Below are 25,554 nucleotides of genomic sequence, written 5' to 3' on the forward strand. Positions count from 1 at the left end.
CTTGCCGGTGTTCAGCAGGCCCAGGATGCGCTCCTGCGTCTTCTTGCCGGTGTTCAGCAGGCCCAGGATGCGCTCCTGCGTCTTGGGGTGCACGATTAGCGCGCAGAAGGCCTGCCAGACGTCCGAACGGCTGAGTTGCAGCCCTGGATGCAGCACTACAACTTCCATCGGCCGCACTCCGCCGTCTCGCACCAACCTCCCGCCTCCAGACTCGGCTTTGACGGGAACAACGTCCTGAGAAACTACAACTAGCGCCACATGCTCCTGCACGCGCTTCGGTAGGCTGCCCGCGGTGCAAGGGCGCGGGGACGCATCGGCCAGATATGTAACGGAGCTTGTGACATTAGTGGCAAATCGCACAGAATTCCTCAACACTTGTTTCGAGGGCAGGGGAAACCATGGCTAGAGGGGCGTTCTCGGGGTTTGCACTGATGTTCGGGTTGGTACCACTGTCGTTCGCGGTTCAGCTTGAACCGGTCACTGGTGTCACGGTCGAGCTTTACCAGGACCAACGCTTCGAACAGCGTGCAAAGCCTGAAACCCTGCCGCCAGGGGTGAGCGTCACGCGTGCAGAAAGGGTCGGCAACGCTTCCCGGATCGTCTACCAGGACCGGGAGTACTGGATCAAGTCCCACCGTATGAAGGAGGCTGCAAAGGTGGATATAGAGTGCAGCACGGTGGACCCCAACACCATCATCTCCGCCGGCACGCGCCACGCCAACGCAAACTGCCGCCAGGCCGCGTCCAAGTGACCCCGCAGTCCCGCGCGACGATGCATCAGACAGCCTTCGCAGCCGCCGCGCTGGCCGCTATTCTTAGCGGCTGCGCCGCGACGACCACCGGCTCAAATTCATCTGAGCAGACAAAGCGTCCCGCCTGCGATGCCGGTGCGCTGTCGACCATGTGGGAGAAAACACGGGATATGGCCGAGGGGCTCGATGCCAAACCCATGATCAGTAAGCTCCCACCCTGCCCGTACGCAAAATCAAACGAGGCCATTGGGGACGAGCGCGACATCGCCAACATGCGGGTCAGCCACGGCATCGTCGCGGTGCCACGTCTGACGCAATACGCCAATGCGGTTTTGGAGAAGCTCAAGAGCGCAAGCGGAGCCTCTCAGATTCCCGGCAAGGTTTACGTGGTCGCGAACGATCAGCTCGATGCAGCGGCCACGGCCGACGGCAATGTTTATGTGTCGCTGGGGTACTTCCGCAATCTGGACAACGAGGACCAACTTGCGGCGCTGCTCGCCCACGAACTCTCCCATGTGCTGCTGCGCCACCACGACAGCAGTTGGTTTGGCCGGTTCACGAAGCAAGCCATGTCGTATTTCGAAGACACGGCCATGGTGCGCAACGCGCTAGACCGCGCCATGGAGGGAGATTTCGGCGGCGGCAAAGCGCTGACGCCATCCCAGAAAGCCACGCTCGACAAAATGAACTTCCTGGTCAAACTCAACGACCGGGCGCTTCATCCGGCGTGGGGGCGCCGCCAGGAAGCCGAAGCCGACAGGCTCGGCACGGACCTCTTGATGCGCGCCGGGTACAGCTTCTCGGACGGCATGCAGGCTTGGCTGGCCAAGGTTGCGGCCTACGACGATCAGCAGCGCGCGGTCCGTCAGGAGTTGGCTTCACAACGCCAGGCGACCATCGATGCCCTTGCCGCGCAAGGAAAGGTCGAGGCGTCCGTGCGCAAAGCCGCCGACGGGGCGCTCAAGGACTTGCTTGAAGATGTGGGACGCAGCCACGAGGACGGCACGAACCGGCTGCGCGAGCTCAACGGCTACATCGAGAAGGCTTACAACGACAACATCGACGCGCCGGATGCTCAAGTCACAAGCCATCGCCAGGTAATGACCATGCCTGACGTCAAGGGCACCCTCGACGGCTACCGGGAGGCCTTCCGGGCACGGAGCCAGATCCTTGCGTTGCAGCCAGCGGCCGCGGTTGCCGCCTTGCGCAAGCTGACGAGCGGCGGGCCGATAGCGTCGCACGCCTTACCTAACTACTTGCTTTTCGAAGCGCAAGCCAAAGCGCGTCCTGCTGAACGCGAGCCAGCTTTGAGGCGGAGCCTTGCGGCTAGCGAGCCCATCTGGAACTCTGTCGAGTCGTCCGCGCAGTTTTACTCTGGCCGCAACCCGAAGGAACTCGCTGCCATCGGCCGAAAGGCTTTGCGTGACTTCCAGAACGCGCCATCGGCCTATCCTCGGCTGATTTCCTGGTACTCGCGCGTGGGTCTCAAGGACGAGGCCGCATCGGTCCTGGAAGATTGCCGCCGCAACGAGGCCCAGATGCGTTCGGCCTGCGAAAAGGCACTGAAGATCTGAGCGGCGGCCTAGCATGCTTCAGCTGAACCGCACGCGGCTGCGGTGGAACCTGTGGGTAGCCGCTGTGACGGTCGTCATCGGCGTCGGCTTTGGCTGGGTACTGGGGAGCATCCTGCCGACCGGGTCCATGCAACGAGCCGCAGCGAGGGTCCTACTGCCGTTTCTGCCGTATCCAGAAAAGGCTGCAGAGGACATCACCGTCATCACCGTCGCAGAAAGGGATCTGCAGTCGTTCTTTGTTGACCTCCCGCTTCCTGCCGACTTTCTAGCCAATCGCATCGACGCCATCGTCAGCCTCAAGCCTCGCGCGCTGTTCTTGGACTTTGCGTTCCTGAACAACAGGCGCCGCGAGGACATCCAGCCCTTCATCGACGCCGTTTGCAGGGCAGCACAGCAGGATGTCCGTGTGTTCGTCGCGTTCACGGGCAAGATCCGGTCCCGGGTCGAACAGGCGCTGTTGAACTCGAGCGTGCTGAGGCCGCATTCCTCCGGCGGCCCAGGCACGGCCGGCAAGAGCTGCGTCACGTTCGTTCATGCGCACATCACGCCGGACAACGTGGATCAACTGCAATGGCGCTATCCGGTTCTTCTGGGTCCAAATGTTCCCGACCTACAGACATCGAAGCCTGGGTCTGCAGCAGCGTCCATCTACTGCCACCTTCAGCCCCATCGGTGCAGCGAGAAGCAGTCGCGGCCGATGGCTGTGATCTGGCCGGCATCCGGCCACGAGAGCAACGAGCGGATCATGAGGAGAGCGGCGGAGGTCGGCACCGTCAGCTTGTGCCGCGCGGATCTGGGATGGGCAAGTGTTCCGGGCGTTTCGCTGGTGTACAAGCCTCAGCTGTGCCCTTTCCACCGAGTCGTTCCGCTGCGCTCATTCAACGGAGAGTTCTTCAACGAGGAGGAGCTGGGCAAGGCGATCAAGGGCCGCATCGTCATGGTCGGCGAAGACTCTGCCCTAGGTTCCGACCACGTGCTTTCGCCAGTCCACGGCCGACTTCCCGGGGTCCACGCCCATGCCATGGCATTGGACAACCTGCTCGCCTTCGACGGCCGCTATCGGCAGGTGGCCGATGGCTTCCTCGACGTTGGCGGGAATCTGTTCGTCTACCTGAGCGTGGTGACCCTGACAGCCTACTTTGGGGTTCGCCGCTACGTTCTGAGGCAAGCCAACCCGCCAGACCTGCCTCACACAGGCGCAGCCGCCGCCCGCCCCCCGACCACAGGTCATCTCCTCTTTTTCGCCGCGCTCCCTGTCCTTGTTGGCACCGGGTGGAGGCGGCGTAACGCCCCAACGACCAGCCGCCCCCGATCATCGGTGGCACTTAGCACGCGACTGAAGCTGGATGGCAGCGGTGCACTGCTGGCGCTCGCGCTGTTTGTGGTTGGCTACTACGGATTTAGGCAGGGGCCCCTGTCCATCGTCGACTACGTGCTTTTTCCTTTCCTTGCGAGCTTCCTGCAGATCGGCGAGCGTGTCGCGGTGCGTGGACACGAATGGTGGTACGCGCTCTTCACTGCTAGCCCCTGGCGCACGTGGAGCGACGATGCCCGCAGCCCGCCGGCAAAGCCTCGAAGATCTCGAACGCCTGTTCGCTGAGCGAACCGGTTTAAGTCCCTCGGTTTACGAGCATTTCCCGGTACCGGCTGTTGCAAGGATTGAGTGCCGTGAATGACACCAAAGCGTGCCACGAATGTTCGCGCCGACGCCGATTTGAGCACTACCCCGCATAGGCGCCCAAAGCTATTGGTGCCAGATTTAACGTACGCGGTTTTCATGAGCGGCATGCATCACGAGTGCCAGCACCACAGCTGGGATTTCAAGGTCCGCAGCGAGGCGAAGCTGTCGTTGGCGGCCCCTGCAACCGATGTCCGCTACTGGCCGAAAGCGCTCGACCGTCACCTACTTGCGCACCGGCGTCCCAGGCGCAAAGCGCGCAATGAAGTACGCCAGCGTGTCCAGGTCCTCGACCGGGATGCGGCCCACGGCCTCGCCCATGGCCATGGTGTAGCCGGGGCGCTTGCCGGACTTGAACTCCTGCAGCGTCATCTGCAGGTAGTCCTCGCGCTGCTGCGCGATGCGCGGCACCTGCTGGCCGCCGGACAGGTCGGCGCCGTGGCAGGCGAAGCACTTGTGTTCCTGCGCGAGCGACTGGCCCCTGGCCATGCGCGCCGCTTCGGGCGGCGTGGCCGGCGGCGGCGCCGGCACGGGCGGCAAGCTGGCGATGTATTCGGAGAAGCCGCGCAGGTCGGCGTCGTTGAGGGTCTTGGCGATCGCCGTCATGGCCTCGTTGCTGCGCCGGCCCTCGCGGAACAGGAACAGCTGCGTGATCGCGTAGAACGAATGCTGGCCGGCCAGCGCGGGCGTCAGCGCCATGTCGTTGCGGCCATTGGCGCCGTGGCAGGCCGCGCACAGGCCGGCATAGCGCTGTGCGTAGGCGTTGCCACCGGCGGGCGGCTGCTGGGCCGCCGCCGCCAGGGGCAGCAACAGCGCCATCAGCGCCTGGGCGATCCGGGCTGGCTTCAGGCTGGCCCGGCGCGTCATTTGCCGGCGTAGGTGATGCGGTAGATCGCGCCCGCGTGGTCGTCGGAGACCAGCAGCGAGCCGTCCTTCATCACCATGAAGTCCACCGGCCGGCCGAGGTAGCCGTTGTTCTCGACAAAGCCCGTCATGAAGGGCTCGACCTTGGCGCCGCCCTTGCCGTCGGGCCAGGCGACGGACACGTCGGCGTACTTCACGGTGCGGTTCCAGGGGCCGTGCCGCGCGATGAACATGGCGCCCTGGTACTTGGCCGGGAACATCTTGCCGGTGTAGAACTTCAGCCCCAGCGAGCCGGCGTGCGGGCCCAGCAGCGCCGCGGGCTTGGCGAACTCGCTGCCCGTGCAGTCCTTGCCCCAGCCGAACTCGGGATCGGAGATGTTGCCCTGGTGGCAGAACGGGTAGCCAAAGTGCTGGTTCGGCCCGGTCACCACGTTGAGCTCGTCGTTGGGGATCTCCTCGCTGAGCCAGTCGCGCCCGTTGTCGGTGAACCAGAGCTGCCCGCCCTTGGGGTTGAAGTCGAAGCCCACCGTGTTGCGCACGCCCGCGGCCACGGTCTCCATGCCGGTGCCGTCCAGGTTCATGCGGTAGATCTTGGCGTACTCGCCCGGGTCGCAGATGTTGCACGGTGCGCCGATGGCGAAGTAGAGCTTGTCGTCGCGGATGCGCAGGTACTTCCAGCTGTGGTCGGTGCCGCCGGGCAGCTTGTCGTAGAGCACCTTGGGCTCGCCCAGGTTGTCCAGGTTGGCCTCGGCGTTGTCGTAGCGCAGGATCTTCGTGTTGGTGGCGACGTACAGCGCACCCTTGTGAAACTCGATGCCGGTGGCGAAGGGCATCTTGTCGATGATGGTCTTGGCCTGGCCCTTGCCGTCGGCCGGCAGCGCATAGACCTTGTTGCCCACGAACAGCGTGCTGACGAAGATGGTGCCCTTCTCGCCCTGGCGCAGGCCGCGCGCGTCGAGCAGGCCCGAGGCGAAGGTCTCGACCTTGAAGCCCGGCGGCAGCTTGAGCTTCTTGGTGGGCAGCTGGTCGACGGCCGTGGGGATCGGGAAGGCCGGCACCGGCGCCATGCGCATGGCGGTGTCGGTCTTGGGCCGGCCCTTGGCCCAGCCCGGTTCCTCCTCGGCCTTCTGCTGGGCCCAGGCGGCACTGCCGGCCAGCAATACGGTGGCGGCGCAGACAGCGCGGGCTGCAGCGCGGATCATGGCGTGGTTCATGGTCTCCTCTCGTTGTGGCAAAACTGTTCCCGGCCTCGAACATGTCATACCAGCCCGCTCGTCAGACAGTCGGGTAATCCCCCGAATTTGTAACAACTCTCGCGCGAATTGCAACCCGCCGGTCCGCCCTGCCGGCGCGGTGCGGTCCGCGGCTCAGCGCACCGGCCCGGGCAGCCAGCGCAGCAACGCGGCGTACAGCAGCCGGGGGTTCACGGGCTTGGCCACGTGGTCGTCCATGCCGGCCTGCAGGCAGGCATGGCGGTCGTTGACGAAGGCGTTGGCCGTCATCGCCACGATGGGCACGGCGTTCATCTCGGCGCGGATGGCGCGGGTGGCCTCCAGGCCGTCCATGCGCGGCATCTGCATGTCCATGAGCACGAGGTCGTGGCCGCCCGCGCGCACCATGGCCACGGCCTCCTCGCCGTCGGCCGCGGTGGCCACGCGCAGGCCCACGTGCTCGAGCAGGGCCACGCCGACCTCGCGGTTGACGGCGTTGTCCTCGGCCAGCAGCACGCTGCGGCCCCGGTGCTGGCGGCGCAGCTGCTCCTCCAGGTCGGCGATGTGGACGGGCCTGTCCTGCGCGGCGGCGCCCAGCGCGGCGAAGCTGCCGTCGCCGCGCGCATCCTCCAGCCAGACGTTGAACCAGAAGGTGCTGCCCACGCCGGGCTGACTTTCCACGCCGGCATCGCCGTCCATGGCGCGCGCCAGCTGGCGCGACAGCGCCAGGCCCAGGCCGGTGCCGCCATGGCGCCGCGTGATCGAGCTGTCGGCCTGCTCGAAGGCGCCGAACAGGTGGGCCTGCTGCGATGGCGCGATGCCCACGCCGGTGTCCTGCACCTCGAAGCAGACCTGGTAGCGGCCGGCCTGCATCTGCAGCACGTGGCCACGCAGCGACACGCTGCCGCGCTCGGTGAACTTGACGGCGTTGGACAGCAGGTTGATGAGGATCTGCGACAGCCGCATCGCGTCGCCGCGCACGCTGGTCGGCAGGGCGGCGGTCTCGCGCCGCAGCGCCAGCCCCTTGGCCTGGGCGGCGCCGCGCACCATGTCCAGCGCCCAGTCCACAGCGTTGGCCAGCAGGAAGTCGCTGCGCTCGAGCACCAGCTTGCCCGCCTCGATCTTGGACAGGTCCAGCACGTCGGAGATCAGGCCCAGCAGGTGCTTGGCCGCGGTGTCCACCTGGCCCAGCTTGCGCAGTTGGTCGGCGTCGGCGGCGCGGTGCGAGAGCAGGTGCGTCATGCCGATGATGGCGTTGAGCGGCGTGCGCATCTCGTGGCTCATGTTGGCCAGGAAGGCGCTCTTGGTGCGGCTGGCGGCCTCGGCGGCATCGCGCGAACGGGCCAGGTCGGCATTGGCGTCGCGCAGCGCGAACTCGGCCTCCTTGAGCGGCGTGATGTCGATGGACATCAGGTAGAAGCCCGGCCGCCGTGGCGCGGTGGAGCGCTCGGGCACGTAGTCGACCTGGCTGTAGACCACGCTGCCGTCGGGCCGCACCGCGCGCGTCTCGAAATGCTGCGGCACGCCGGCCAGCGCGCCCTCGACGAACAGGCGCGTGCGCTCCAGGGTGTCGGCCGAGTACAGCGCCGACGCCTGCAGGCCCAGCACCTCGTCGGGCCGCTTGCCCACCCAGTCGCAAAAGCGCTGGTTGGCGAACTGGCAGCGCAGGTCGGCATCCCAGTAGGCGATGCGGCCGGGCACCATCTCGGTCACGTTGCGCGTGCGGTCCACCGCCGCCTTCAGCGCGTCGTTGGCATTGCCCATCGCCAGGTTGGCATCCTGCAGCAGGCGCGTGCGGGCGCGCACGGTCTTCTCCAGCTGCGCCGCGCGGTCCTGCACGGCGTGGCGCGCGCGCACCTGCTCGGTCAGGTCGATCACGATGGCCATCAGCGCGTAGACGTCGCCCTGCAGCGTACGCAGCGGCTGCAGGTTGAACTGGAACCAGCACTGCTCCAGCACGCCGTTGCCGCGCTTGTCCAGCGGGATCAGCGTCTCCGGGCTCACATAGGGCACGCCGCTGTCGTAGGCCGCGTGCAGGATGCCGGGCAGCGCCGTGTCCATGGTCTCGGCAAAGGCCTGCTCGAAGGTCTTGCCGATCAGGTCGCGCTTGCCCACGTAGTGGCGGTACATGCGGTTGGCCAGCGTGAAGACCAGCAGCGGGCCGGCCAGCATGGCCGCGCCGACCGGGGCCTCCATCAGCAGCGCCTCCAGTTCGCTGGCACTGGCGGCGCGCGCCGACTCGGCCTCGATGCGGTCGAAGGCCTGGGCGATGTGCCGGGTCGATTGCAGCAGGTACTGGCGGCACGGCTCGTCCAGCGGCAGGCGCGGGTCCAGCGTGAAGGCGGCGAACAGGACCGCGTCGGCGTCCGCCCTGTCGGCCAGCGGCACCAGCACGGTGCTGCCGTCGTGCACGTCCTCGCCGGCGCGCAGGCGGTCCCACCGGCCGGGCTCGGCGGCGATCCAGTCCTGCAGGGCCCGGTCGCCGGCCCCGGCCGGCAGCCCGGCGGCGGACCACGGCTCGGGCGCGAAACGTGCGCGCGGCGTGCGGTGGCACCTCAGCCGCGTCGCGTCGCGCGTGCTCTGCGCGAAGGCCTGCGTGGCCAGGTCGGGCAGCTCGGCGGCCACGCGGGCGCCGCCCAGGGCGGCCGAGAACGCCTGCAGCGCCGCCGCGCGCCGCGCGGCCAGCACACGCTGCGTGGTCTCCATCGGCGTGAGCACGATGCCCTGCACCGTGCCCTGGGCGTCGATGAAGGGCGTGCAGTCGTAGGACCAGTAGGTGTCGACGAGCCGGCCCGCACGCACGAGCGGAAACAGCGTGTCGCGCTGGAACGCGGGCGTGCCCTCGCGCAGCACCGACGCGAACTGCGCGGCCTGCACCCCGGTGGTCTCGGGCCAGGTGTCGGCGGCGCGGGTGCCCATCTGCCAGGGATGGCGGCCCAGGCCGCGCTCGATGTAGGCGTCGTTGTAGAGCTGCACCAGCTCGGGGCCCAGCAGCAGCACCATGGGCTGGCGTGCGCGCAGCATCGTGCCCAGCACGCTGCGCAGGCCGTCGGACCAATGCGCCATCGCACCGACGGGCGTGGCGGCCCAGTCGATCTCGCGGATGCGCGCCGCGGCCGTGCCGTGGCCCAGAAAATCGCCTGCAGATCGCTCTGCCATGTCGCCCCCTCATGCGCGCAACGGTTACAGGACGTTCCAACGGTCGCGCGCAGGGACGCTCGCCACGACGGCTGGAAGGGCCGGACAGGGCAGCGGGCACGGTGCCGCCGCGACGGGCCATGGTAGCGCCGGCTTTCCGCTCCGCAACGGGCCGTGCGGATGCGGCGCGGCCCGGCCCGGGCCGGGCCACCCGCACGGCACAATCCGCGCCCATGCCCCGCTTCCTGCACACGGCCGACTGGCAGATCGGCCGCCAGTTCGCCACCCTTTCCCCCGACAACGCACCCATGCTGGCCGAGGCCCGGCTGCAGGCCGTCGCGCGCCTGGCGGCGCTGGCCACGGCCGAGCGCGTGGACGCCGTGCTCGTGGCCGGCGACGTGTTCGACGCCCAGACCGTTTCCGAGCGCACCGTGCGCCGGCTGTTCAACGCGCTGGCCGGCTTCGCCGGTCCCTGGCTGCTGCTGCCCGGCAACCACGACGCGGCATTGGCCGAGAACGTCTGGAGCCGCGCCCAGCGCCTGGACGCCGTGCCGCCGAACGCCCACCTGCTGCTGGAGCCTGGCGTGCAGCTGTTCGAGGCCCAGGGCTTCGCCGCCCTGCCCGCGCCGCTGACCCAGCGCCACACGCACCACGACCTCACGGCCTGGTTCGACACCGCCGAGACACCGGCCGGCCTGCTGCGCATCGGCATCGCGCATGGCAGCGTGCAGGGCATCCTGGCCGAGGACATCGATTCGGCCAACCCGATCGCGCCGGACCGCGCCGCGCGCGCGCGGCTCGACTACCTGGCCCTGGGCGACTGGCATGGCACCAAGGCCATCGACGCGCGCACCTGGTATGCCGGCACGCCCGAACCCGACCGCTTCCGCGCGAACGACGCAGGCCAGGCGCTGCTGGTGGACATCGCCGCGCCCGGCGCCGAACCGCAGGTGCGCACCGTCCCCGTCGGCCAGTTCCGCTGGCAGCAGGTCGACGCGGCGCTGCAGGTCGACAGCGACCTGGACCTGCTGCTGGAGCGGCTCGCGGCGCTGACACCGCAGCACGTGGTCGACCTGCGCCTGCGCGGCCAGCTGGACCTGGCCGCGCGCACGCGGCTGCAGGCAGGCCTCGGTGCGGCAGAGGCCCGCGTGCGCCACCTGCAGGCCGACCAGGCCGCGCTGCGCCTGGTGCCCACCGACGCCGACATCGCCGCGCTGCAGGCCGACGGCTACCTCGGCGAGGTGATCGCCGAGCTGCGCGCGCAGGGCGAGAACGAGACGGCGCAGGACGCGCTGGCCCTGCTGGCGGGCCTGTTGGCAGAGCGCGCATGATGCAGATCACCCGCCTGCGCGTCGAGCAGCTGCGCCGCTTCCACGCCCCGTTCGAACTGGCCGGCTTCACCACCGGCCTGAACATCCTGGCCGGCCCCAACGAGGCCGGCAAGAGCACGCTGGTGCGCGCCATCCGCGCGGCCTTCTTCGAGCGCCACAAGTCCAGCATGGTCGACGACCTGCGGCCATGGACCGATGGCAGCGGCGCCGCGCCGCGCGTGGAGATCGACTTCGAACTCGCGGGCCAGCCGCACCGCCTGGTCAAGAGCTTCTTGGGCAAGAAGCGCTGCGTGCTGGCGGTCGGCACGCGCCAGCTCGAAGGCACCGACGCAGAGGACCACCTGGCCCAGCTGTTCGGCTACGCCTACGCCGGCAAGGGCGCGAGCAAGCCCGAGCACTGGGGCATCCCGGGGCTGCTGTGGGTGGAACAGGGCAGCGGGCAGGACCTGGAGGTCCGGCACGCGCGCGAGCACCTGCACGACGCGCTGCAGGGCCAGGGCGAGACCGCGGGCGCACTGGCCGCGACCGGCGGCGACGCGCTGCTGGAGCGGCTGCGCAAGGACCGGGCCGAACTGCTGACCGCCACGGGCAAGCCCACCGGCGACCACCGGGAGGCCATCGACGCGGTGGCCCGGCACCAGGCCGACATCGCCGCGCTGGACGCGCAGATCGCGCACTACCGCGAGCAGGTCGACCGGCTCGACACGCTGCGCCGCGCGCACGCGCTGGATGCGGCCCAGCAGCCCTGGGACGCGCTGGAGCGCGAGCTGGCCCAGGCGCGCACGCTGCAGGCCGCGCTGGACGCCAGCGCGCGCCAGCTCGGCGAAGACCGCCAGCGCCTGGCGGACCTGGCCCGCACGCGCGAGCTGCTGGGACAGCGCCTGGCCTCGTTCGCCCAGCAGGAAGACGACCTGGCTCGGCGCCAGACCGCGCTGGCCCAGTCCGAGGCGGCGGCGCAGTCGGCCGATACCGCGGCGGCGCAGTCGCAACAGCGCGTCGACGCGGCCCAGGGGCGCGCGCAAGCCACCCAGCTGCTGGCCCAGGCCGCCCAGCAACAGGCGCTGCGCGACAGCCTGCAGCAGCAGCTGGAGCAGGCCAGCGCCGACGCCGCGCGCGCCGCCCAGGCCTTGCAGCGCGGCGAGGCCGCCCATGCCGAACTCGCGGCGCAGCGCGCCCAGGCCGCCGCGCAGCCGGCCATCACCGCCAGGCAGCTGCAGCAGCTGCGCACGCTGGTGCAGGCGCGCGAACAGGCCGCGCTGCGCCACCAGGCCGTGGCCACGCGGCTGGCCTGGCGGCTGCCGCCCGGCCAGGGCCTGCACCTTGACGACCGCCCGCTCGAGGACCAGGGCGAACTGCTGCTGGCCGCCCCGGCCCTGGTGCGCCTGCCCGGCGGCGGCGAACTGCGCATCACGCCCGGCGGCCAGGACCTGGCCGATTTGGCCCGCAACGACCGCGAGGCCAGCCACCGGCTGCAGCAGGCCCTGGCCGCGCTGGGACTGGCCGACCTGGCCGAGGCCGAGGCCCGGCTCGCGGCCTGCAGCGCCGCCCAGGGCGCCGTGCAGCTGGCCGAGCAGGCGCTGGCCATCGTCGCGCCGCAGGGGCTGGACGCGCTGCACACCGCCTGCGCGCAGGTGCAGGCCCGCATGCAGGCGGCCGAAGCCGCCCTCGCCCGCCTGCCGGCCTCGATGCCTGGCGCGCTGCCCGGCACCGCGTCCGAAGCCATTCCCGCGGCCCATGCCGCAGCGGCCGAGCAGGCCGCGCAGCAGGCCCTGGCCACCGCGCGCGAAGCCCATGCGCAGGCACAGGCCCGGCAGGCCGCTGCCAGCAGCCGGCGCGATGCCGCGCGCACCGAACTGCAGGCCGCACAGGCCCGGCTGGCCGCGCCCGAACGCAGCGCCCAGCAGGAGGCCGCGCAACAGCAGCTGCTGCAGGCCCAGGCCGAGCACCAGGCACTCGACGCGCGCGTGGCGCAGACGGCAGCCGGCCTGCAATCGGCCCGGCCCGACATCGTGGCGCAGGACATCGCGCGGCTGGCGCGCAGCACCGCGCAGCTGCGCGCGAGCCACCAGCAGCGGCACGAGCAGATCCTCGTGCTGCACAGCGCGCTGCAGCAGGCCGGCGCCCAGGGCCTGGAGGAGCAACGCGCGGCGCTGGCCGGCGAACTGCAGCGCGCGCTGCGCCGCCAGCAGGAACTGCAGCGCCGCGCCGCCGCGCTCGACCTGCTCTGCGAACGCCTGCAGGCCCGCCGCCAGGCCACGTTGGCCCGGCTGCAGGCGCCGTTGGCACAGCGCCTGCAGCACTACCTGCCGCTGCTGCTGCCCGGCGCCAGCATGCAGATCGACGAGCAGCTGGCCCCCGCGCTGCTGACGCGGCCGCGCACGGCCGGGGCGGCAGGCGCGGCCGAATCCGGCGCGGTGGATGCCCTGAGCTTCGGCGCGCGCGAGCAGCTGGGCCTGATCAGCCGCTTCGCCTACGCCGACCTGCTGCAGCAGGCCGGCCGGCCCACGCTGCTGATCCTGGACGACGCGCTCGTGCACAGCGACAGCGAGCGCCTGGCCAGCATGAAGCGCGTGCTGTTCGACGCGGCCCAGCGCCACCAGGTGCTGCTGTTCACCTGCCACCCCGCGCTGTGGCGCGACATGGGCGTGGCGGTGCGCACCCTGGACGGCGGCGGCTGATCCAAGGCCCGCGGCGGCGCGGATGGCCGCGCCCTCCTACAATCGCCGCCTTTTGCGGTTCGCCGTGAACCGCGAACCGCAGGAAGACACCGCATGCAAGACCACTATCTCGCCCTGGGTGTCGGCAGTGGCGCAAGCCTGGCGGACATCAAGAAGGCCTACCGCCACCAGGCCGCCCTCCACCACCCGGACCGCAGCACCGCACCCGATGCCGCCACGCGCTTTCGCGCCGTCCAGGAGGCCTATGACGTCCTCGGCGATACCGCCAAACGCGAGGCCTACGACAACAACCGCAAGCGCAACCTGCTCGACGATCCGCTGGAAACAGCCCGCGGGATCTGGGCGGACTACTTCCACAAGCTGATCTAGCCGATGCACGTCTCCCCCTTCTTCCACAACCTGCGCTCGGCCTACCTGGCCGAACTGGACGACATGCGCCACGACTCCGAGGGACAGTTCGTGCTGGACCGGCGGCTGGCCGAGCGGCGCGGCGAGCTCGGGTTCCTGGTCCACATGCTGGAAGCCAGCCCCGAGATGGTGGCGGTGGTGCTGCACAAGGCCTTCCGCTTCACGTCCGCGCCGGCCATGGACCGCCTGCTGGCCTGCGAGCCCGACGACCTGCCCGCGTGGGAGAGCCTGCGCCAGACCATCGACGTCGCCCCCTGGGCCACGGCCACGGTCCAGATGCTGCGCGAGCAGGCCGCCGGCGACAACTTCCTGAGCGTGGCCGCCGCGCTGGAATACATGGCCGGCAGCCCCCGGCACGCCGGCGCCGGCATGGACGACGGCGACGATGCGCAGGACACCGACACCGACCAGGATCCTGACGACAACGCGGACGGCCGCCAACCCCTGTCGGCCGACGACCTGGACGACGCCGACGCCCAGAGCCGCGAGGAGGCCCGCGCCGACTGGCTGGCCGACCAAGGCTTCGACCGCAAGGACTGAACATGGACCACCACCTTGCCCTGATCGAGAAGACCCAGAGCCTGATTGCCGCGGGCGACATCGCCGGCGCCGAATCCGCCCTCACCGAACTGGCCGACGCCGAGGGCGACGCGGCGCTCATGGTGGTGCTGGACCAGCTGGCGCCCAAGGACATCCTGGCGGTGATGCGCGAGTACGACCCGTCCCGCGAGTCGGTCGTGAGCCTGCTGGTCACACCGGAGCAGTTCGCGCACGCCATCGTCATCGAGAAGCGCTACAAGGACCTCACCCACACGCACCTGCGCGGCATGGTCAACGCCATCGTCTTCCGCGAGGACGCCGACCCGGTGGCCTTCCTGACCGCCGTGGGCGACCTGGAGGGCGGCAGCGAGGCCATGGCCAACTACTTCGCCGAGAAGTGGGCCCGCATCGAGGCCTTCGCCCGCAGCGGCACCTTCGACACCGTCGAGGAAGACGGCGAGATGCTGTCGGAGACGGCGCTGCTGGCCTCGGCCTATGCCAGCCCCAGGGTCGAGCTGGAGGAGGTGGCCGACCAGGACTGGATGGAGCTGGCCTGGCGCATGCGCTACGAGTGCCCGGACCTGTTCACGGAAACCTTGCTGGTCATGCGTGCCCAGGCGCGCGCCCAGCACCTCGGCCTGGACGAGGAGGAAGAGGCCGAGGAGGAACAGGACACGCGCGTGGAAACCCGCGACACCGACCGCGGCCGCGGCACGCCGGCGGCGCGCGACGACGACGAAGAGTCTGCGATCTGATGGACCACGCCGTGGCATGGCCAGCCCAGCGGCCTTCGGCACAACGGCTTGCTGGCCGAACCCACGCGCCGTCGACGGCGCGCAGCGCCATGGGCCTGCGAGATGACTGACGTCCCCGCCCAGGCCGTCGCGCTGTTCGACGAGCGGCCCTTCTTCGAGAAGGCCCTGCAGCACGGCGTGCGCCACGGGATCATCGCGCCCGAAAAGCTGGCCGCGATGTGCCAGGAGGCGCCCAAGGGCATGGTGCAGATCGCGCGCTACTTCGGCACCGAGTACCTGCGCCCCGACCTGGAGATGGCCCGGGAGCGGCTGGTCAACCTCGTGAGCCTGTACCTGGAGCACTCCTGCGGCGGCGACCTCGACCTGGCGGCGCAGTCCCTGCGCGACCACAGCCTGCTGTCGCGCTCCAAGGGCGGCTCGGACATGCTCAAGGCGCTGATCGCCATGCCCCAGAGCAGCCACTTCGGCATGCAGGAGCACGGCGTCTTCGAAGACAAGCACATCCCCTTGCTGGCCAGGTGGACGCTGCGCAGCCTGCCCGAGTACCAGGCCGAGCGCGCCGCGCGCAGCCATGCCACGACCCTGGTGGATGCGGCCGTCTGGATGGCGGCGCAGCTGGGCCTGGACGCCGACGACCTGGAAGATGCCGGCAAGGACGCCGAAGCCGTGGTGCGCACGGCCCTGCTGGTGCGGGCCTGCCGGCGCAGCGCCATGCCCGACTGGGCCGGCTTCGAGAAGATGGTGCTGGGCCTGCGCAGGAAGTACGCGCGGCCCGCGGACGGCCAGGCCGCGCAGGTGGCGCAGGTGCCCATCTCCCTGCCCAAGGACCTGCCCGCGCCCTTCGTCGACGCAGTGCAGTCGGTGCAGGCTTCGGTGGTGCAGGACCTGCCCAGGATCCTGGATGCCACGCTCGGCGTGCGCAAGCTCTTCGACCAGACGCCGGCCTTCCTGGGCCGCTACTTCTGGTCCGAGGACGCCATGGCCGACCTGGACCACTTCGAGCGCAGCAACAGCGCCCTGTGGCACAAGGCCACCGAGGGCCACAGCGACGACAGTTCGCTGCTGACGCTGTTCCTGTGCATCGCGGCGCAGGGCAAACATGCCACGCTGCTGACCGAGAAGGCCGCGGCCAGCCTGGTCCGCAAGATCCGCAAGTCCGGCCTGGATGCCGAGTTGCCCAGGCAGTTCATCGTGCAGCACGCGCCTGTCGCGCTGCGCAGCGACTACCTGCACCTGTGGGACGCCTTCATCGCGGAAGCCGAACCCGTGTTGCGCAGCGACCGCGTGCAGGCCGCGGCCGATGCGCTGGCGCTGCTGCGGCGCGAGTGCAACATCGTGGGGTGATGGCCGCTTGCATGGCGAGTGCTGCACGGTCGGCCGCCTGAACACCGCCCCACGTCCACCCGTGCGGGCCACGCCCGCAGCCCTCGGGCATTGAAGATGCGCCCGGGGACGGTGCCTGCGATGGCCTCCGCCTTCCGGACGAAGCCCTACCCGCCCGCCGGCACCGGCCCCACGTAGCGCCCGCGCGGCCGGATCACCTGCGTCACGCCCAGCTGCTCCAGGCTGTGCGCCAGCAGCCCAACGCTGCGCGCCGTGGCCATGATGCCGAAGGCCGCATCGGGCGGCAGGCCGTGGTGCGCCACCAGCGCGGCCAGCGCCACGTCCACGTTGGGCTGCAGGCCCGTGAGCGTGGTCACGCGTTCGATGAAGCGCGCGATCACGGGCGGCGCCTCGAAGCGCGCCAGCAGGGCCGCAGCGCGCGGGTCGCCGTCGGGGTACAGGAAGTGGCCGAAGCCGGCGAACGGCTGGCCGGTGGACAGGTAGTGCGCCAGCACCTGCTCTTCGCCCAGGCGCTCGACCTCGGAGAACAGCGCGCGCACGCGGCCCGAGGCGTCGCCGTGCAGCGGCCCCGACAGCGTGCTGAGCCCGGCGAGCAGGCAGGCCGGCAGCGAGGCCGCGTTGGACGCGGCGATGCGCGCGGCGAAGGCCGAACTCGTGAGCTCGTGGTCCAGCAGCAGCACCATGGCCATGCGCAGCAACTCGGCCACCGCGGCCGGCTGCTTCCAGCCGCGCGCCAGGCGCTGGTGCAGCGGCCCGGCCCCGGGTTTGGCACCGAAGGCATCCGCCACCACGCCCACCAGGCCCTGGCTCTCCTGGTGCAGCACGCGCGTGCGGCGGCCGCGCGTGGAGTGGCCGCACGCGGCCAGCGCGGCCAGCGCCGTGAACGCGGCGGCGCGGCCGGGGGGTGCGGCCGGGGCGGCACCCGGGGCCGCTGCGCCGACCGAGGTGAAGTCCACGGGCTGCTCGGCCTCCCACATCCACTGCGCGGCCTCTTCCAGCGTGGCCGATCCGGCCAGTTCCACCGCGTCGCGGCCGCGGTAGTGCGGCCTGCCCTTGAAGAACGCCGTCAGCGCCGTGGGCACGCTGGGCTCTGCGCCGAACAGCGTGTTGGCGGCCAGCGTCTCGTGCTTGCGGCCGGCCTGCTTGCGCTTGGCCAGCGCCGCCACGTGTTCGGCGCGGTACAGGCTGCGCCGGGTGTCGGCCGGGTCGGGCGTGACCTCCAGCTTGCCGCGGCTGACGTAGGCGTACACGGTCTGCGCGCGCACGCCGAGCTGGCGGCACGCCTCGTCCATCGAAATCCAGGAAGCCATGGTCGATCGCTGCAATGTCTATATGTTGATTTTATACATCAATATTTACATTGACATCAACATAAAACTACCATGCGCCACCCTTCGCCAACCGAGCTTCCGCCGCCCATGAAACCGCGTGTCCTGCAACTCAACCCCATCCTGATCCCGGCCGTCAACGCCCAACTGGCCGCGCGCTACGAGGTGCACAAGCACTTCGAGCTCAAGGACCCGCAAGGCTGGCTGCGCGAGCACGGCGCGTCCATCCAGGCCGTGACCACGGGTGGCCACACCGGCATCTCGCGCGAGATGCTGGAGCAGCTGCCCAACCTCAAGGTGGTGGCCGTGAACGGCGTGGGCACCGACGCGGTGGACCTGGCCTACTGCCGCGCACGCGGCCTGCCCGTCACCGCCACGCTGGGTGCGCTGACCGAGGACGTGGCCGACCTCGCCATCGGCCTGCTGATCGCAGCCTGCCGCAACCTCTGTGCGGGCGACCGCTTCGTGCGCGCCGGCCTGTGGGAGGCTCATCCCTCGCCCGGCGCGATCCCGCTGGCCCGCCGCTTCTCGGGCATGCGCGTGGGCATCGTCGGCCTGGGCCGCGTGGGCCGGGCCGTGGCGGTGCGCGCAGCCGCCTTCGGCTGCCCCATCGGCTACACCGACCTGCGCGCCATGGACGACGTGCCCTACACCTTCGTCGCCAACCTGGTCGAGCTGGCGCGCGCGTCGGACGCGCTGGTGCTGTGCGCCGCCGCCGACAAGGCCGAGGGCATCGTCAACGCCGCCGTGCTCGACGCGCTGGGCCCGCGCGGCTTCCTCGTCAACGTGGCGCGTGGCCGCCTGGTCAACGAGGGCGACCTGACCGAGGCTCTGGTGGCCGGCCGCATCGCCGGCGCCGGCCTGGACGTGTTCGTGGACGAGCCGCGCGTGCCGCAGGCGCTGCGCGAACACGAGCAGGTGACGCTGCAGGCCCACCGCGCCAGCGCCACCTGGGAGACGCGCACGGCCATGGCGCAGATGGTGCTCGACAGCGTGGACCAGGCGCTGGCCGGCCAGCGCCCCGCACTGAGCCTGACGAGCTGAACCACACCACCTTCCGGAGACACGACATGTTCCCTCGACGCCTTCTCATCGCCCTGGCCCTGGCTGCCGCCGCACCCGTCTTCGCGCAGGCCTTCCCCCACAAGCCGGTCACTCTGGTCGTGCCCTTCCCGCCCGGCGGCGGCACCGACACCGGTGGCCGCGTGATCGCCGAGCAGCTCGGCCGGCGCTGGGGCCAGCCCGTGATCGTGGAGAACAAGGGCGGCGCGGCCGGCCAGATCGGCGCCGACTTCGTCGCCAAGGCCAAGCCGGACGGCTACACGCTGCTGCTGGGCAACATCGGCACGCAGGCCATCAACCCGCTGCTGTATCCCAAGATGCCCTACGACGCCGACAAGGCCTTCGCCCCGGTGTCGCTGGTGGCCGAACTGCCGCTGGCCATGATGGTCAACCCCGCGGTGCCGGCCAAGACCGCGGCCGAGTTCATCGCGCTGGCCAAGTCCCAGCCCGGCAAGATGAGCTACAGCAGCTCGGGCGCGGGCGGCGCGCCGCACCTGGCCACCGAGATGTTCAAGGACCAGACCGGCGCCTTCATCCTGCACGTGCCCTACCGCGGCGGCGGACCGGCCATCGCCGACCTGCTGGCCGGCCATGTGCAGCTGTCGTTCATGACGGTGCTGGAGGCCTCGGGCCACATCAAGGCCGGCAAGCTGCGTGCGCTGGCCGTCACGGGCGACAAGCGGGTGCAGGCATTCCCGGACGTGCCGACGCTGGCCGAAGGCACCATCCCAGGCTTCAACGCCATCTCGTGGATCGGCCTGCTGGCGCCAAGCGGCACGCCGCAGGACGTGCAGGAGAAGATCGCAGCCGACCTGCGCGCCGTGCTGGCCGACGAAGCCGTGAAGGCGCGCTTCGTGGCGCTGGGCGGTGTGCCGCGCGCGACCTCGCCGGCCGAATTCGCCAAGCTCATCAAGGACGACCGGGCGCGCTACGCCCAGATCATCCGCGCCCGCAACATCACCATCGACTGAGCGCGATGACGCACTACGTGCTGCCGCCAGCCGCGCCGGCCACCCTGGCCGTGGCCGACACCGCCGCGGTGTTCCCGGTCAACCGCGTGTTTTGCATCGGCCGCAACTACGCCTGGAGCGCCGGTGAGCCGCGGCCCACCGAGATGCCGGCCTGGTTCATGAAACCGGCCAGCGCCGTGGTGCCGGCCGAGGGTGCACTGCCCTACCCGCCCGAAACCGCCGACTTCTGCCACGAGATCGAGCTCGTGGTGGCCATCGGCCGTGGCGGCCGCGACATCGATGCCGGGCAGGCCGAGCAGCACATCTGGGGCCATGCCGCCGGCCTGGACCTCACACGCCGCGACCTGCAGCAACAGGCCAAGCGCGCCGGTGGCCCCTGGGAGCCAGCCAAAGCCTTCGACCATTCCGCACCCTGCACGCCACTGGTACCGGCGGCCGGCCGGCATCCGCGCACCGGTGCCATCTGGCTGGCCGTGAACGGTCTCGAGCGCCAGCGTGCCGACATCGCCGACCTGCTGTGGCCCGTGCCCGAGCTCGTCGCCATGCTCTCGCGCTCCGTGGCGCTGCTGCCGGGCGACCTCATCTTCACCGGCACGCCCGCAGGCGTCGGCCCTTTGCAAGCCGGCGACCGCATCACGGGCGGCGTGGCCGGCGTCAAAGACTTTTCCATGACCGTTCAACCCCGACCGACATGAACACCACCACGTCTCCAAGAATCGCGCTCGTCACCGGCGCCGGCAGCGGCATCGGCCGCGCCGCCGCGCTGGGCCTGCTGGCCGACGGCTTCACCGTCGTGCTGGCCGGCCGCCGCGCCGACCCCTTGAACGCCCTCGTGGACGAGGCGGCAGCACGCGGCCAGGCCGCGCTGGCCGTGTCGACCGACGTGACCGACCCGGCCAGCGTGCAGGCCCTGTTCGACACCATCGAGAAGACCTACGGCCGCATCGACGTGGTGTTCAACAACGCCGGCGTGAACGCGCCGGCCGTGCCCCTGGACGAGCTGCCGCTGGACAAGTGGTTCGCCGTGCTCGACACCAACGTGACCGGCGTGTTCCTGTGCGCGCGGGCCGCCTTCGGCCTCATGCGCCGGCAGTCGCCGCAGGGCGGGCGCATCATCAACAACGGCTCGATCTCGGCCCACGTGCCGCGGCCCTTCACGGCCCCCTACACCGCCAGCAAGCATGCCGTGAGCGGCATCACCAAGGCCCTGGCGCTGGACGGCCGCGCCTTCAACATCGTGGCCAGCCAGATCGACATCGGCAACGCGCTGACCGAGCTGTCCGAGCGCATGACGCGCGGCGTGCTGCAGGCCAACGGCACGACCGCGCCCGAACCCATGATGGACGCCAGGCACGTGGCCGATGCGGTGCGCCACATCGCCGCGCTGCCGCTGTCGGCCAACGTGCTCAACATGACCGTGATGGCCAGCGCCATGCCCTTCGTGGGCCGCGGCTGAAGACGATGTTCCGATTCCACCCCGAGGAGACACGCATGCAACGCAAGACACTGATCCAGGCCCTGGCCGCCACCGCGGTGCTGGCCCTGGCACCGGCCCTGGCCTCGGCCCAGGCCTGGCCCACGCGCGCCATCAAGATCATCGTGCCGGCCCCGCCCGGCGGCGCCATCGACACCATCGCGCGCGTGGTCGGCGACAAGCTCGCCACGTCGCTGGGCCAGCCCGTGATCGTGGACAACCGGCCCGGCGCCTCCAACAACCTGGGCACCGACGTGCTAGCCAAGTCGCCGGCCGACGGCTACACCATCGGCATCGTGGGCGGCAGCCACAACATCAACAAGTTCCTGTTCAAGAACCTGGGCTGGGACCCCGAGAAGAGCTTCGAGCCCATCGTCTACACGCACGTGGTGCCGCTGGTGTTCGCGATCTACCCGCAGATCCCGGCCAAGACCTTGCCCGAGTTCATCGCCTGGATGAAGGCCCACCCCGACCAGGCCAAGGTGGCCACCTCGGGCCGCGGCAGCGCGCAGGAGATGGCGGCCGAGATGTTCCGCATGGCCTCGGGCGCCGAGATGCTGCTGGTGCCCTACAAGGGCTCGTCGGCCGCGCACCCGGACCTGCTGGGCGGGCGCACGGCGCTGTACATCGACACCATCAGCGCCATCGCACCGCAGGTCAAGGGCGGCAACGTGCGTGCCGTGGCCGTCTCCACGCTCAAGCGCACGGCGGCCCTGCCCGACGTGCCCACGGCAGACGAGCAAGGCCTCAAGGGCTTCGATGCCAACACCAACGGCGGCTTCCTCGCGCCGGCCGGCACGCCCCGCGCCATCGTCGACAGGCTCAACGCCGAGATCAACGCGGCCTTGAAGCTGCCCGACGTGCGCGCCAAGCTGGAAGGGGCAGGCATCGAGATCCAGGGCGGCACGCCGCAGGAGTACGCGGCGGTGATCAAGTCCGACCTGGCCAAGTGGGCCAAGGTGGTCAAGGCCGCCAACATCCAGCCGGATTGAACTAGGTGCCCGCGCTGCGCTGCCTGGCGCGGCGCGACAGCATGTTGAGCATCTCCACCACCGTGGAGAAAGCCATGGCCGCGTAGATGTAGCCCTTGGGCACGTGCACGCCGAAGCCCTCGGCGATCAGCACCGCGCCGATCATGAGCAGGAAGCCCAGCGCCAGCATCACCACCGTGGGGTTCTTGTTGATGAAGTTGGCCAGCGGCTCGGCGGCCAGCAGCATCACCGTCACGGCCACCAGCACGGCGATGACCATGACCGCGAGGTTGTCCGTCATGCCCACGGCCGTCAGGATGGAGTCGATCGAGAACACCAGGTCGAGCAGGATGATCTGCACGATCACCGACGAGAACGACAGCGCCACCGTGCCGGCGCCCTTCTCGAACACGCTGCCCGTGGGGACGGGGTCCACCGCGTGGTGGATCTCCTTGGTGGCCTTCCAGATCAGGAACAGGCCGCCGGCGATCAGGATCATGTCCTTCCACGAGAACTCGGTCTCGAAGCTCGGCAGGCCGCTGGGGCCCACGTCGCCCCGCCAGCCCAGGTCGAACACCGGCGCCGTGAGGCCCACGAGCCAGGCGATCATGGACAGCAGGCCGAGCCGCATGACGAGCGCCAGGCCGATGCCCAGGCGCCGCGCGCGGGCGCGCTGGTGCTCGGGCAGCTTGTTCGACAGGATGGAGATGAAGATCAGGTTGTCGATGCCCAGCACGACCTCCATCACGACCAGCGCCGCGAGTGCGGCCCAGGCGGCGGGGCTGTTGAACAGGGCCTGCAGGCTTTCCATGGTGTGTTCCGGTGGATGCAACCGGGCAGATCATGCGTCGGCCCTGCGCGGCGGCCCCAATGCCCGGCCGCGGTCGGGGGTTTCATCGGCATGTCCCATGGCCGGTGCCGTGCTGCCCACCGGCCGGGAGGCTGCCGTACATTCGCGGGCGGAACCACCCTGGGAACAGACCATGCCGCCCGCCACCCCGCCGCCGTCGACCAGCCGCCGCGTCCTGTTGCAGGCAGCTGGCGCCGCCACCGCGCTGGCCTGCGCACCCGCCATGGCCGACACCGGCGGCGTCTCCTTCGCCTGGCCGCGCACCGATGCGGCCACCGCCGGCATCGCCCCCGAACTCGGTGACCGCATCGACGCGGGCGTGCGCAGCGGCAAGCTGGCCGACCTGCACGCCGTGGTCGTCGTGCGGCGCGGCGCGCTGGTGCTGGAGCGTTACTACGCCGGCCCCGACGAGCGCTGGGGCACGCCGTTGGGCCACGTGGCCTTCGACGACCGCACGCGGCACGACCTGCGCTCGGTCAGCAAGAGCATCGTGGGCCTGCTCTACGGCATCGCGCTGGCCGAGGGCAAGGTGCCGGCGCCGGACCAGCCCGTGCTGGACGCCTTCCCGGCCTATGCGGACCTGGCCGCCGAGCCGGGCCGGCGCGCCATCACCATCGCCCACGTGCTGTCCATGACCATGGGCCTGGCGTGGAACGAAGACCTGCCCTACACCGACCCGCGCAACAGCGAGATCGCGATGGAGCGCAGTGCCGACCGCTACCGCCATGTGCTGTCGCAGCCCATCGTCGGCGCGCCGGGCGCGGCCTGGCGCTACAGCGGCGGCGCCACCGCCATCCTGGGCCACCTGGTCGCGCGCGGCACGGGCATGCCGCTGCTGGACTACGCGCGCGCCCGGCTGTTCGCGCCGCTGGGCATCGATGACGTGGAGTGGACGCCCGGCCTGAACGGCGAGGCCGCCGCAGCCTCGGGCCTGCGCATGCGCGCGCCGGACCTCGCGCGCGTGGGCCAGCTGCTGCTCGACCAGGGGCGCTGGCAGGGCCGCAGCGTGGTGCCGGCCGACTGGATCGCGGCCTCGCAAACGCCGCGCGCCGCGGCCTTCGAAGGCGTGCAGTACGGCTACCACTGGTACCTGGCGCGGCGGCCCGACGGCGCGGCCTTCGGCACGCTGGGCATCGGCCTGGGCGGGCAGCGGCTGGTGGTGGTGCCGGGGTCGGAGCTGGTCTACGTGGTCTTCATGGGGAACTACTACCGCAAGGACCAGCTCAGCCCGGTGTTCGCCGTGCAGGATCTGGTGCACCGGGCGGTGCTTTGACCCGCCGGCGCGCCGCCGGGCGCCACGCGGCGACCCCGGCCCCGGCGCTCCCTAGAATCCGTGCGATCGGCCGGCACAGCCCGTGGTGGCGCACCGCCGATCCACGTCCGACAACCCAACAGAAACCACACCATGGCCAAAGGCGAACAGCGCAGCAACAAGATGACCAAGAAGCCGAAGAAGGACAGCAGCCCGCCGCCGTCCACCTCCAGCACGTCGACGCGCCCCATGCCCCCGACCACCACGGTCATGCCCAAGGGCAAGCTGAAGAACAAGCCCGCCTGATCCTGGCGGCCCGCGGCCCATGGACTGCACGGGCGCCCCGGCCCCGTGCAGCGCTGCGGCACCCGGGCCGCCCACCCCATCCGGTCCGCCCCACGATGATGCGCACCGACCGTTTCCCTGAGCGATGACGGCCTTCGGCAACGTGCTCGCGGCCACCGGCCCGATCTACCTGCTGATCCTGGCCGGCTTCCTGTGCGTGCGCCTGCGCGTGTTCGACGCCACGCAGGTGCGCGTGCTGGGCCGCTTCGCCACGCTGGTCGCCCTGCCCGCGCTGCTGCTGCGCGCGCTGGCCAGCCGGCCGCTGGGCGAGATCCTGAGCCCGCGCTTCCTGATGGCCTACGCGGCCGGCTCGCTCGCGGCGCTGGCGCTGGGTTTCGTCTGGGCGCGCCGCGTGCGGCGCGAAGGCGTCACCAAGGCCGCGGTCATGGGCATGGGCATGTCGGGCTCCAACAGCGCCTTCGTCGGCTACCCGATCGCCTCGCAGCTGCTGGGCCCCACGGCGGGCGTGGCGCTGGCGCTCGTGATGCTGGTGGAGAACCTGCTCATGATCCCGCTGGCGCTGTCGGTGGCCGACAGCGGCGGCGGCTCGGGCAGCGTGCTGCGGCGCCTCGCCAGCCTCGCCCATGCCATGGTGCGCAACCCGCTGGTCGTGGCGATCGCGGTGGGCCTCACGGTGTCGGCGCTGGACCTGCCCGTGCCGGCCGTGCTGCACCAGACCATCAACATCGTGGCCGGCAGCGCGAGCCCTCTGGCGCTGTTCGCGATCGGCGGTGCGCTGGTGGGCCTCAAGCCCGGGGGCATGCTGGCCGACGTGGCGGCCATCACGCTGGGCAAGCTGGTGCTGCACCCGCTCATGGTGCTGCTGGCACTCACGCTGCTGCCGCCCGGCGATGCGCAGCTCGCCAAGGCCGCGCTGGTCTATGCCTGCGTGCCCATGATGAGCGTCTACGCGGTGCTGGCGCAGAAGTACCAGCTCGAAGGCCTGTGCGCGGCCGCCTTGCTGGCCGCGATGACGCTGTCGTTCCTGACGATCAACCTCTGGCTGGCCTGGGTCTGAGACCCCTTGC

General features: G+C 70.5%; 22 protein-coding genes and 1 pseudogene. 18 read left to right on the forward strand and 5 right to left on the reverse strand.

From position 1 onward, the window contains the following. Positions 1-117: 117 nt before the first annotated feature. The 4 genes and pseudogenes from ASF44_RS32010 to ASF44_RS22355 all read left to right on the forward strand — a co-directional run. Positions 118-252 (forward strand): annotated as a pseudogene (locus ASF44_RS32010) (IS481 family transposase); the annotation flags it as partial. A gap of 179 nt (positions 253-431) precedes the next feature. Then, a complete protein-coding gene (locus tag ASF44_RS32015) occupies positions 432-752 on the forward strand; it encodes a hypothetical protein (RefSeq protein WP_156374634.1) in 321 nt (106 codons plus the stop codon). After that, on the forward strand, positions 749-2,326 hold the full coding sequence (locus ASF44_RS22350) for a M48 family metallopeptidase (protein ID WP_082524975.1): 1,578 nt from the start codon (positions 749-751) through the stop codon (positions 2,324-2,326). The genes ASF44_RS32015 and ASF44_RS22350 overlap by 4 nt, the downstream gene beginning before the upstream one ends. A gap of 13 nt (positions 2,327-2,339) precedes the next feature. Beyond that, entirely contained in the window at positions 2,340-3,926 is a 1,587-nt protein-coding gene (locus ASF44_RS22355; protein WP_056901470.1) for a CHASE2 domain-containing protein, read from the forward strand. A gap of 303 nt (positions 3,927-4,229) precedes the next feature. Here the strand turns inward: ASF44_RS22355 and ASF44_RS22360 are convergent, their stop codons facing one another. From ASF44_RS22360 to ASF44_RS22370, 3 genes are all read right to left on the reverse strand, one after another. Beyond that, entirely contained in the window at positions 4,230-4,871 is a 642-nt protein-coding gene (locus ASF44_RS22360; RefSeq protein ID WP_056901471.1) for a c-type cytochrome, read from the reverse strand. Beyond that, entirely contained in the window at positions 4,868-6,082 is a 1,215-nt protein-coding gene (locus ASF44_RS22365; protein ID WP_235579311.1) for a sorbosone dehydrogenase family protein, read from the reverse strand. Before ASF44_RS22365 ends, ASF44_RS22360 begins: the two co-directional genes overlap by 4 nt. Positions 6,083-6,235: 153 nt before the next feature. Further along, a complete protein-coding gene (locus ASF44_RS22370; RefSeq protein WP_056901472.1) occupies positions 6,236-9,238 on the reverse strand; it encodes a response regulator in 3,003 nt (1,000 codons plus the stop codon). A gap of 212 nt (positions 9,239-9,450) precedes the next feature. On the opposite strand from ASF44_RS22370, the gene ASF44_RS22375 reads away from it, so the two are divergent. The 6 genes from ASF44_RS22375 (at position 9,451) to ASF44_RS22400 (ending at position 16,273) form a co-directional block, all read left to right on the forward strand. Beyond that, the gene (locus tag ASF44_RS22375; RefSeq protein WP_056901473.1) at positions 9,451-10,548 is read left to right on the forward strand and encodes a DNA repair exonuclease; all 1,098 of its coding nucleotides are present in this window, start codon (positions 9,451-9,453) and stop codon (positions 10,546-10,548) included. Next, positions 10,548-13,226, forward strand: a complete 2,679-nt coding sequence (locus tag ASF44_RS22380; RefSeq protein WP_056901753.1) for an AAA family ATPase — start codon at positions 10,548-10,550, stop codon at positions 13,224-13,226. The genes ASF44_RS22375 and ASF44_RS22380 overlap by 1 nt, the downstream gene beginning before the upstream one ends. Before the next feature lie 93 nt (positions 13,227-13,319). Next, positions 13,320-13,595, forward strand: a complete 276-nt coding sequence (locus ASF44_RS22385) for a DnaJ domain-containing protein (RefSeq protein WP_056901474.1) — start codon at positions 13,320-13,322, stop codon at positions 13,593-13,595. 3 nt (positions 13,596-13,598) lie between these two features. Then, on the forward strand, positions 13,599-14,174 hold the full coding sequence (locus ASF44_RS22390; protein ID WP_056901475.1) for a hypothetical protein: 576 nt from the start codon (positions 13,599-13,601) through the stop codon (positions 14,172-14,174). Between the two features lie 2 nt (positions 14,175-14,176). After that, complete coding sequence (locus tag ASF44_RS22395) at positions 14,177-14,929, forward strand: hypothetical protein (RefSeq protein WP_056901476.1); 753 nt, start codon at positions 14,177-14,179, stop codon at positions 14,927-14,929. 102 nt (positions 14,930-15,031) lie between these two features. Next, positions 15,032-16,273, forward strand: a complete 1,242-nt coding sequence (locus ASF44_RS22400; RefSeq protein WP_056901477.1) for a hypothetical protein — start codon at positions 15,032-15,034, stop codon at positions 16,271-16,273. 146 nt (positions 16,274-16,419) lie between these two features. Here ASF44_RS22400 and ASF44_RS22405 read toward each other — a convergent pair whose 3' ends face one another. Beyond that, entirely contained in the window at positions 16,420-17,583 is a 1,164-nt protein-coding gene (locus tag ASF44_RS22405; protein WP_056901478.1) for a citrate/2-methylcitrate synthase, read from the reverse strand. Positions 17,584-17,691: 108 nt separating this feature from the next. Between ASF44_RS22405 and ASF44_RS22410 the strand changes: the two genes are divergently transcribed. Genes ASF44_RS22410 through ASF44_RS22430 form a run of 5 tightly spaced genes read left to right on the forward strand, consistent with a single transcriptional unit; the run spans position 17,692 to position 22,100 of the window. Then, positions 17,692-18,645: a 2-hydroxyacid dehydrogenase gene (locus tag ASF44_RS22410; RefSeq protein WP_056901479.1), complete on the forward strand. Its 954-nt coding sequence runs from the start codon at positions 17,692-17,694 to the stop codon at positions 18,643-18,645. Positions 18,646-18,671: 26 nt separating this feature from the next. Continuing rightward, the gene (locus ASF44_RS22415) at positions 18,672-19,634 is read left to right on the forward strand and encodes a tripartite tricarboxylate transporter substrate binding protein (protein ID WP_056901480.1); all 963 of its coding nucleotides are present in this window, start codon (positions 18,672-18,674) and stop codon (positions 19,632-19,634) included. Between the two features lie 5 nt (positions 19,635-19,639). After that, complete coding sequence (locus ASF44_RS22420; RefSeq protein ID WP_056901481.1) at positions 19,640-20,329, forward strand: fumarylacetoacetate hydrolase family protein; 690 nt, start codon at positions 19,640-19,642, stop codon at positions 20,327-20,329. Then, positions 20,326-21,090 (forward strand): SDR family oxidoreductase, encoded by a 765-nt coding sequence (locus ASF44_RS22425; protein WP_056901482.1) that lies wholly within the window; start codon positions 20,326-20,328, stop codon positions 21,088-21,090. Before ASF44_RS22420 ends, ASF44_RS22425 begins: the two co-directional genes overlap by 4 nt. A 35-nt stretch (positions 21,091-21,125) precedes the next feature. Next, positions 21,126-22,100 (forward strand): tripartite tricarboxylate transporter substrate binding protein, encoded by a 975-nt coding sequence (locus ASF44_RS22430; protein ID WP_056901483.1) that lies wholly within the window; start codon positions 21,126-21,128, stop codon positions 22,098-22,100. A gap of 1 nt (position 22,101) precedes the next feature. On the opposite strand, the gene ASF44_RS22435 is transcribed toward ASF44_RS22430, so the two are convergent. Beyond that, positions 22,102-22,890 (reverse strand): TerC family protein, encoded by a 789-nt coding sequence (locus ASF44_RS22435; RefSeq protein ID WP_056901484.1) that lies wholly within the window; start codon positions 22,888-22,890, stop codon positions 22,102-22,104. 172 nt (positions 22,891-23,062) lie between these two features. Here ASF44_RS22435 and ASF44_RS22440 point away from each other — a divergent pair, with 172 nt between their 5' ends. The 3 genes from ASF44_RS22440 (at position 23,063) to ASF44_RS22445 (ending at position 25,544) form a co-directional block, all read left to right on the forward strand. Further along, positions 23,063-24,202, forward strand: a complete 1,140-nt coding sequence (locus ASF44_RS22440) for a serine hydrolase (RefSeq protein ID WP_235579312.1) — start codon at positions 23,063-23,065, stop codon at positions 24,200-24,202. 132 nt (positions 24,203-24,334) lie between these two features. Next, a complete protein-coding gene (locus tag ASF44_RS32610) occupies positions 24,335-24,487 on the forward strand; it encodes a hypothetical protein (RefSeq protein ID WP_200930648.1) in 153 nt (50 codons plus the stop codon). Between the two features lie 124 nt (positions 24,488-24,611). Next, positions 24,612-25,544, forward strand: a complete 933-nt coding sequence (locus tag ASF44_RS22445) for an AEC family transporter (RefSeq protein ID WP_056901485.1) — start codon at positions 24,612-24,614, stop codon at positions 25,542-25,544. Positions 25,545-25,554: the final 10 nt, after the last annotated feature.

This window comes from Pseudorhodoferax sp. Leaf274, assembly GCF_001422445.1.
Classification (GTDB): Bacteria; Pseudomonadota; Gammaproteobacteria; order Burkholderiales; family Burkholderiaceae_C; genus Pseudorhodoferax.

Coding starts and splice junctions, on each gene's coding strand:
- ASF44_RS22400 (WP_056901477.1), top strand. CDS start 15,032: ATGACTGACGTCCCCGCCCAGGCCGTCGCGCTGTTCGACGAGCGGCCC.
- ASF44_RS22365 (WP_235579311.1), bottom strand. CDS start 6,082: ATGAACCACGCCATGATCCGCGCTGCAGCCCGCGCTGTCTGCGCCGCC.
- ASF44_RS22390 (WP_056901475.1), top strand. CDS start 13,599: ATGCACGTCTCCCCCTTCTTCCACAACCTGCGCTCGGCCTACCTGGCC.
- ASF44_RS22385 (WP_056901474.1), top strand. CDS start 13,320: ATGCAAGACCACTATCTCGCCCTGGGTGTCGGCAGTGGCGCAAGCCTG.
- ASF44_RS22440 (WP_235579312.1), top strand. CDS start 23,063: ATGCCGCCCGCCACCCCGCCGCCGTCGACCAGCCGCCGCGTCCTGTTG.
- ASF44_RS22360 (WP_056901471.1), bottom strand. CDS start 4,871: ATGACGCGCCGGGCCAGCCTGAAGCCAGCCCGGATCGCCCAGGCGCTG.
- ASF44_RS22375 (WP_056901473.1), top strand. CDS start 9,451: ATGCCCCGCTTCCTGCACACGGCCGACTGGCAGATCGGCCGCCAGTTC.
- ASF44_RS32610 (WP_200930648.1), top strand. CDS start 24,335: ATGGCCAAAGGCGAACAGCGCAGCAACAAGATGACCAAGAAGCCGAAG.
- ASF44_RS22445 (WP_056901485.1), top strand. CDS start 24,612: ATGACGGCCTTCGGCAACGTGCTCGCGGCCACCGGCCCGATCTACCTG.
- ASF44_RS22415 (WP_056901480.1), top strand. CDS start 18,672: ATGTTCCCTCGACGCCTTCTCATCGCCCTGGCCCTGGCTGCCGCCGCA.
- ASF44_RS22430 (WP_056901483.1), top strand. CDS start 21,126: ATGCAACGCAAGACACTGATCCAGGCCCTGGCCGCCACCGCGGTGCTG.
- ASF44_RS22380 (WP_056901753.1), top strand. CDS start 10,548: ATGCAGATCACCCGCCTGCGCGTCGAGCAGCTGCGCCGCTTCCACGCC.
- ASF44_RS22410 (WP_056901479.1), top strand. CDS start 17,692: ATGAAACCGCGTGTCCTGCAACTCAACCCCATCCTGATCCCGGCCGTC.
- ASF44_RS22420 (WP_056901481.1), top strand. CDS start 19,640: ATGACGCACTACGTGCTGCCGCCAGCCGCGCCGGCCACCCTGGCCGTG.
- ASF44_RS22425 (WP_056901482.1), top strand. CDS start 20,326: ATGAACACCACCACGTCTCCAAGAATCGCGCTCGTCACCGGCGCCGGC.
- ASF44_RS22435 (WP_056901484.1), bottom strand. CDS start 22,890: ATGGAAAGCCTGCAGGCCCTGTTCAACAGCCCCGCCGCCTGGGCCGCA.
- ASF44_RS22395 (WP_056901476.1), top strand. CDS start 14,177: ATGGACCACCACCTTGCCCTGATCGAGAAGACCCAGAGCCTGATTGCC.
- ASF44_RS32015 (WP_156374634.1), top strand. CDS start 432: ATGTTCGGGTTGGTACCACTGTCGTTCGCGGTTCAGCTTGAACCGGTC.
- ASF44_RS22355 (WP_056901470.1), top strand. CDS start 2,340: ATGCTTCAGCTGAACCGCACGCGGCTGCGGTGGAACCTGTGGGTAGCC.
- ASF44_RS22405 (WP_056901478.1), bottom strand. CDS start 17,583: ATGGCTTCCTGGATTTCGATGGACGAGGCGTGCCGCCAGCTCGGCGTG.
- ASF44_RS22370 (WP_056901472.1), bottom strand. CDS start 9,238: ATGGCAGAGCGATCTGCAGGCGATTTTCTGGGCCACGGCACGGCCGCG.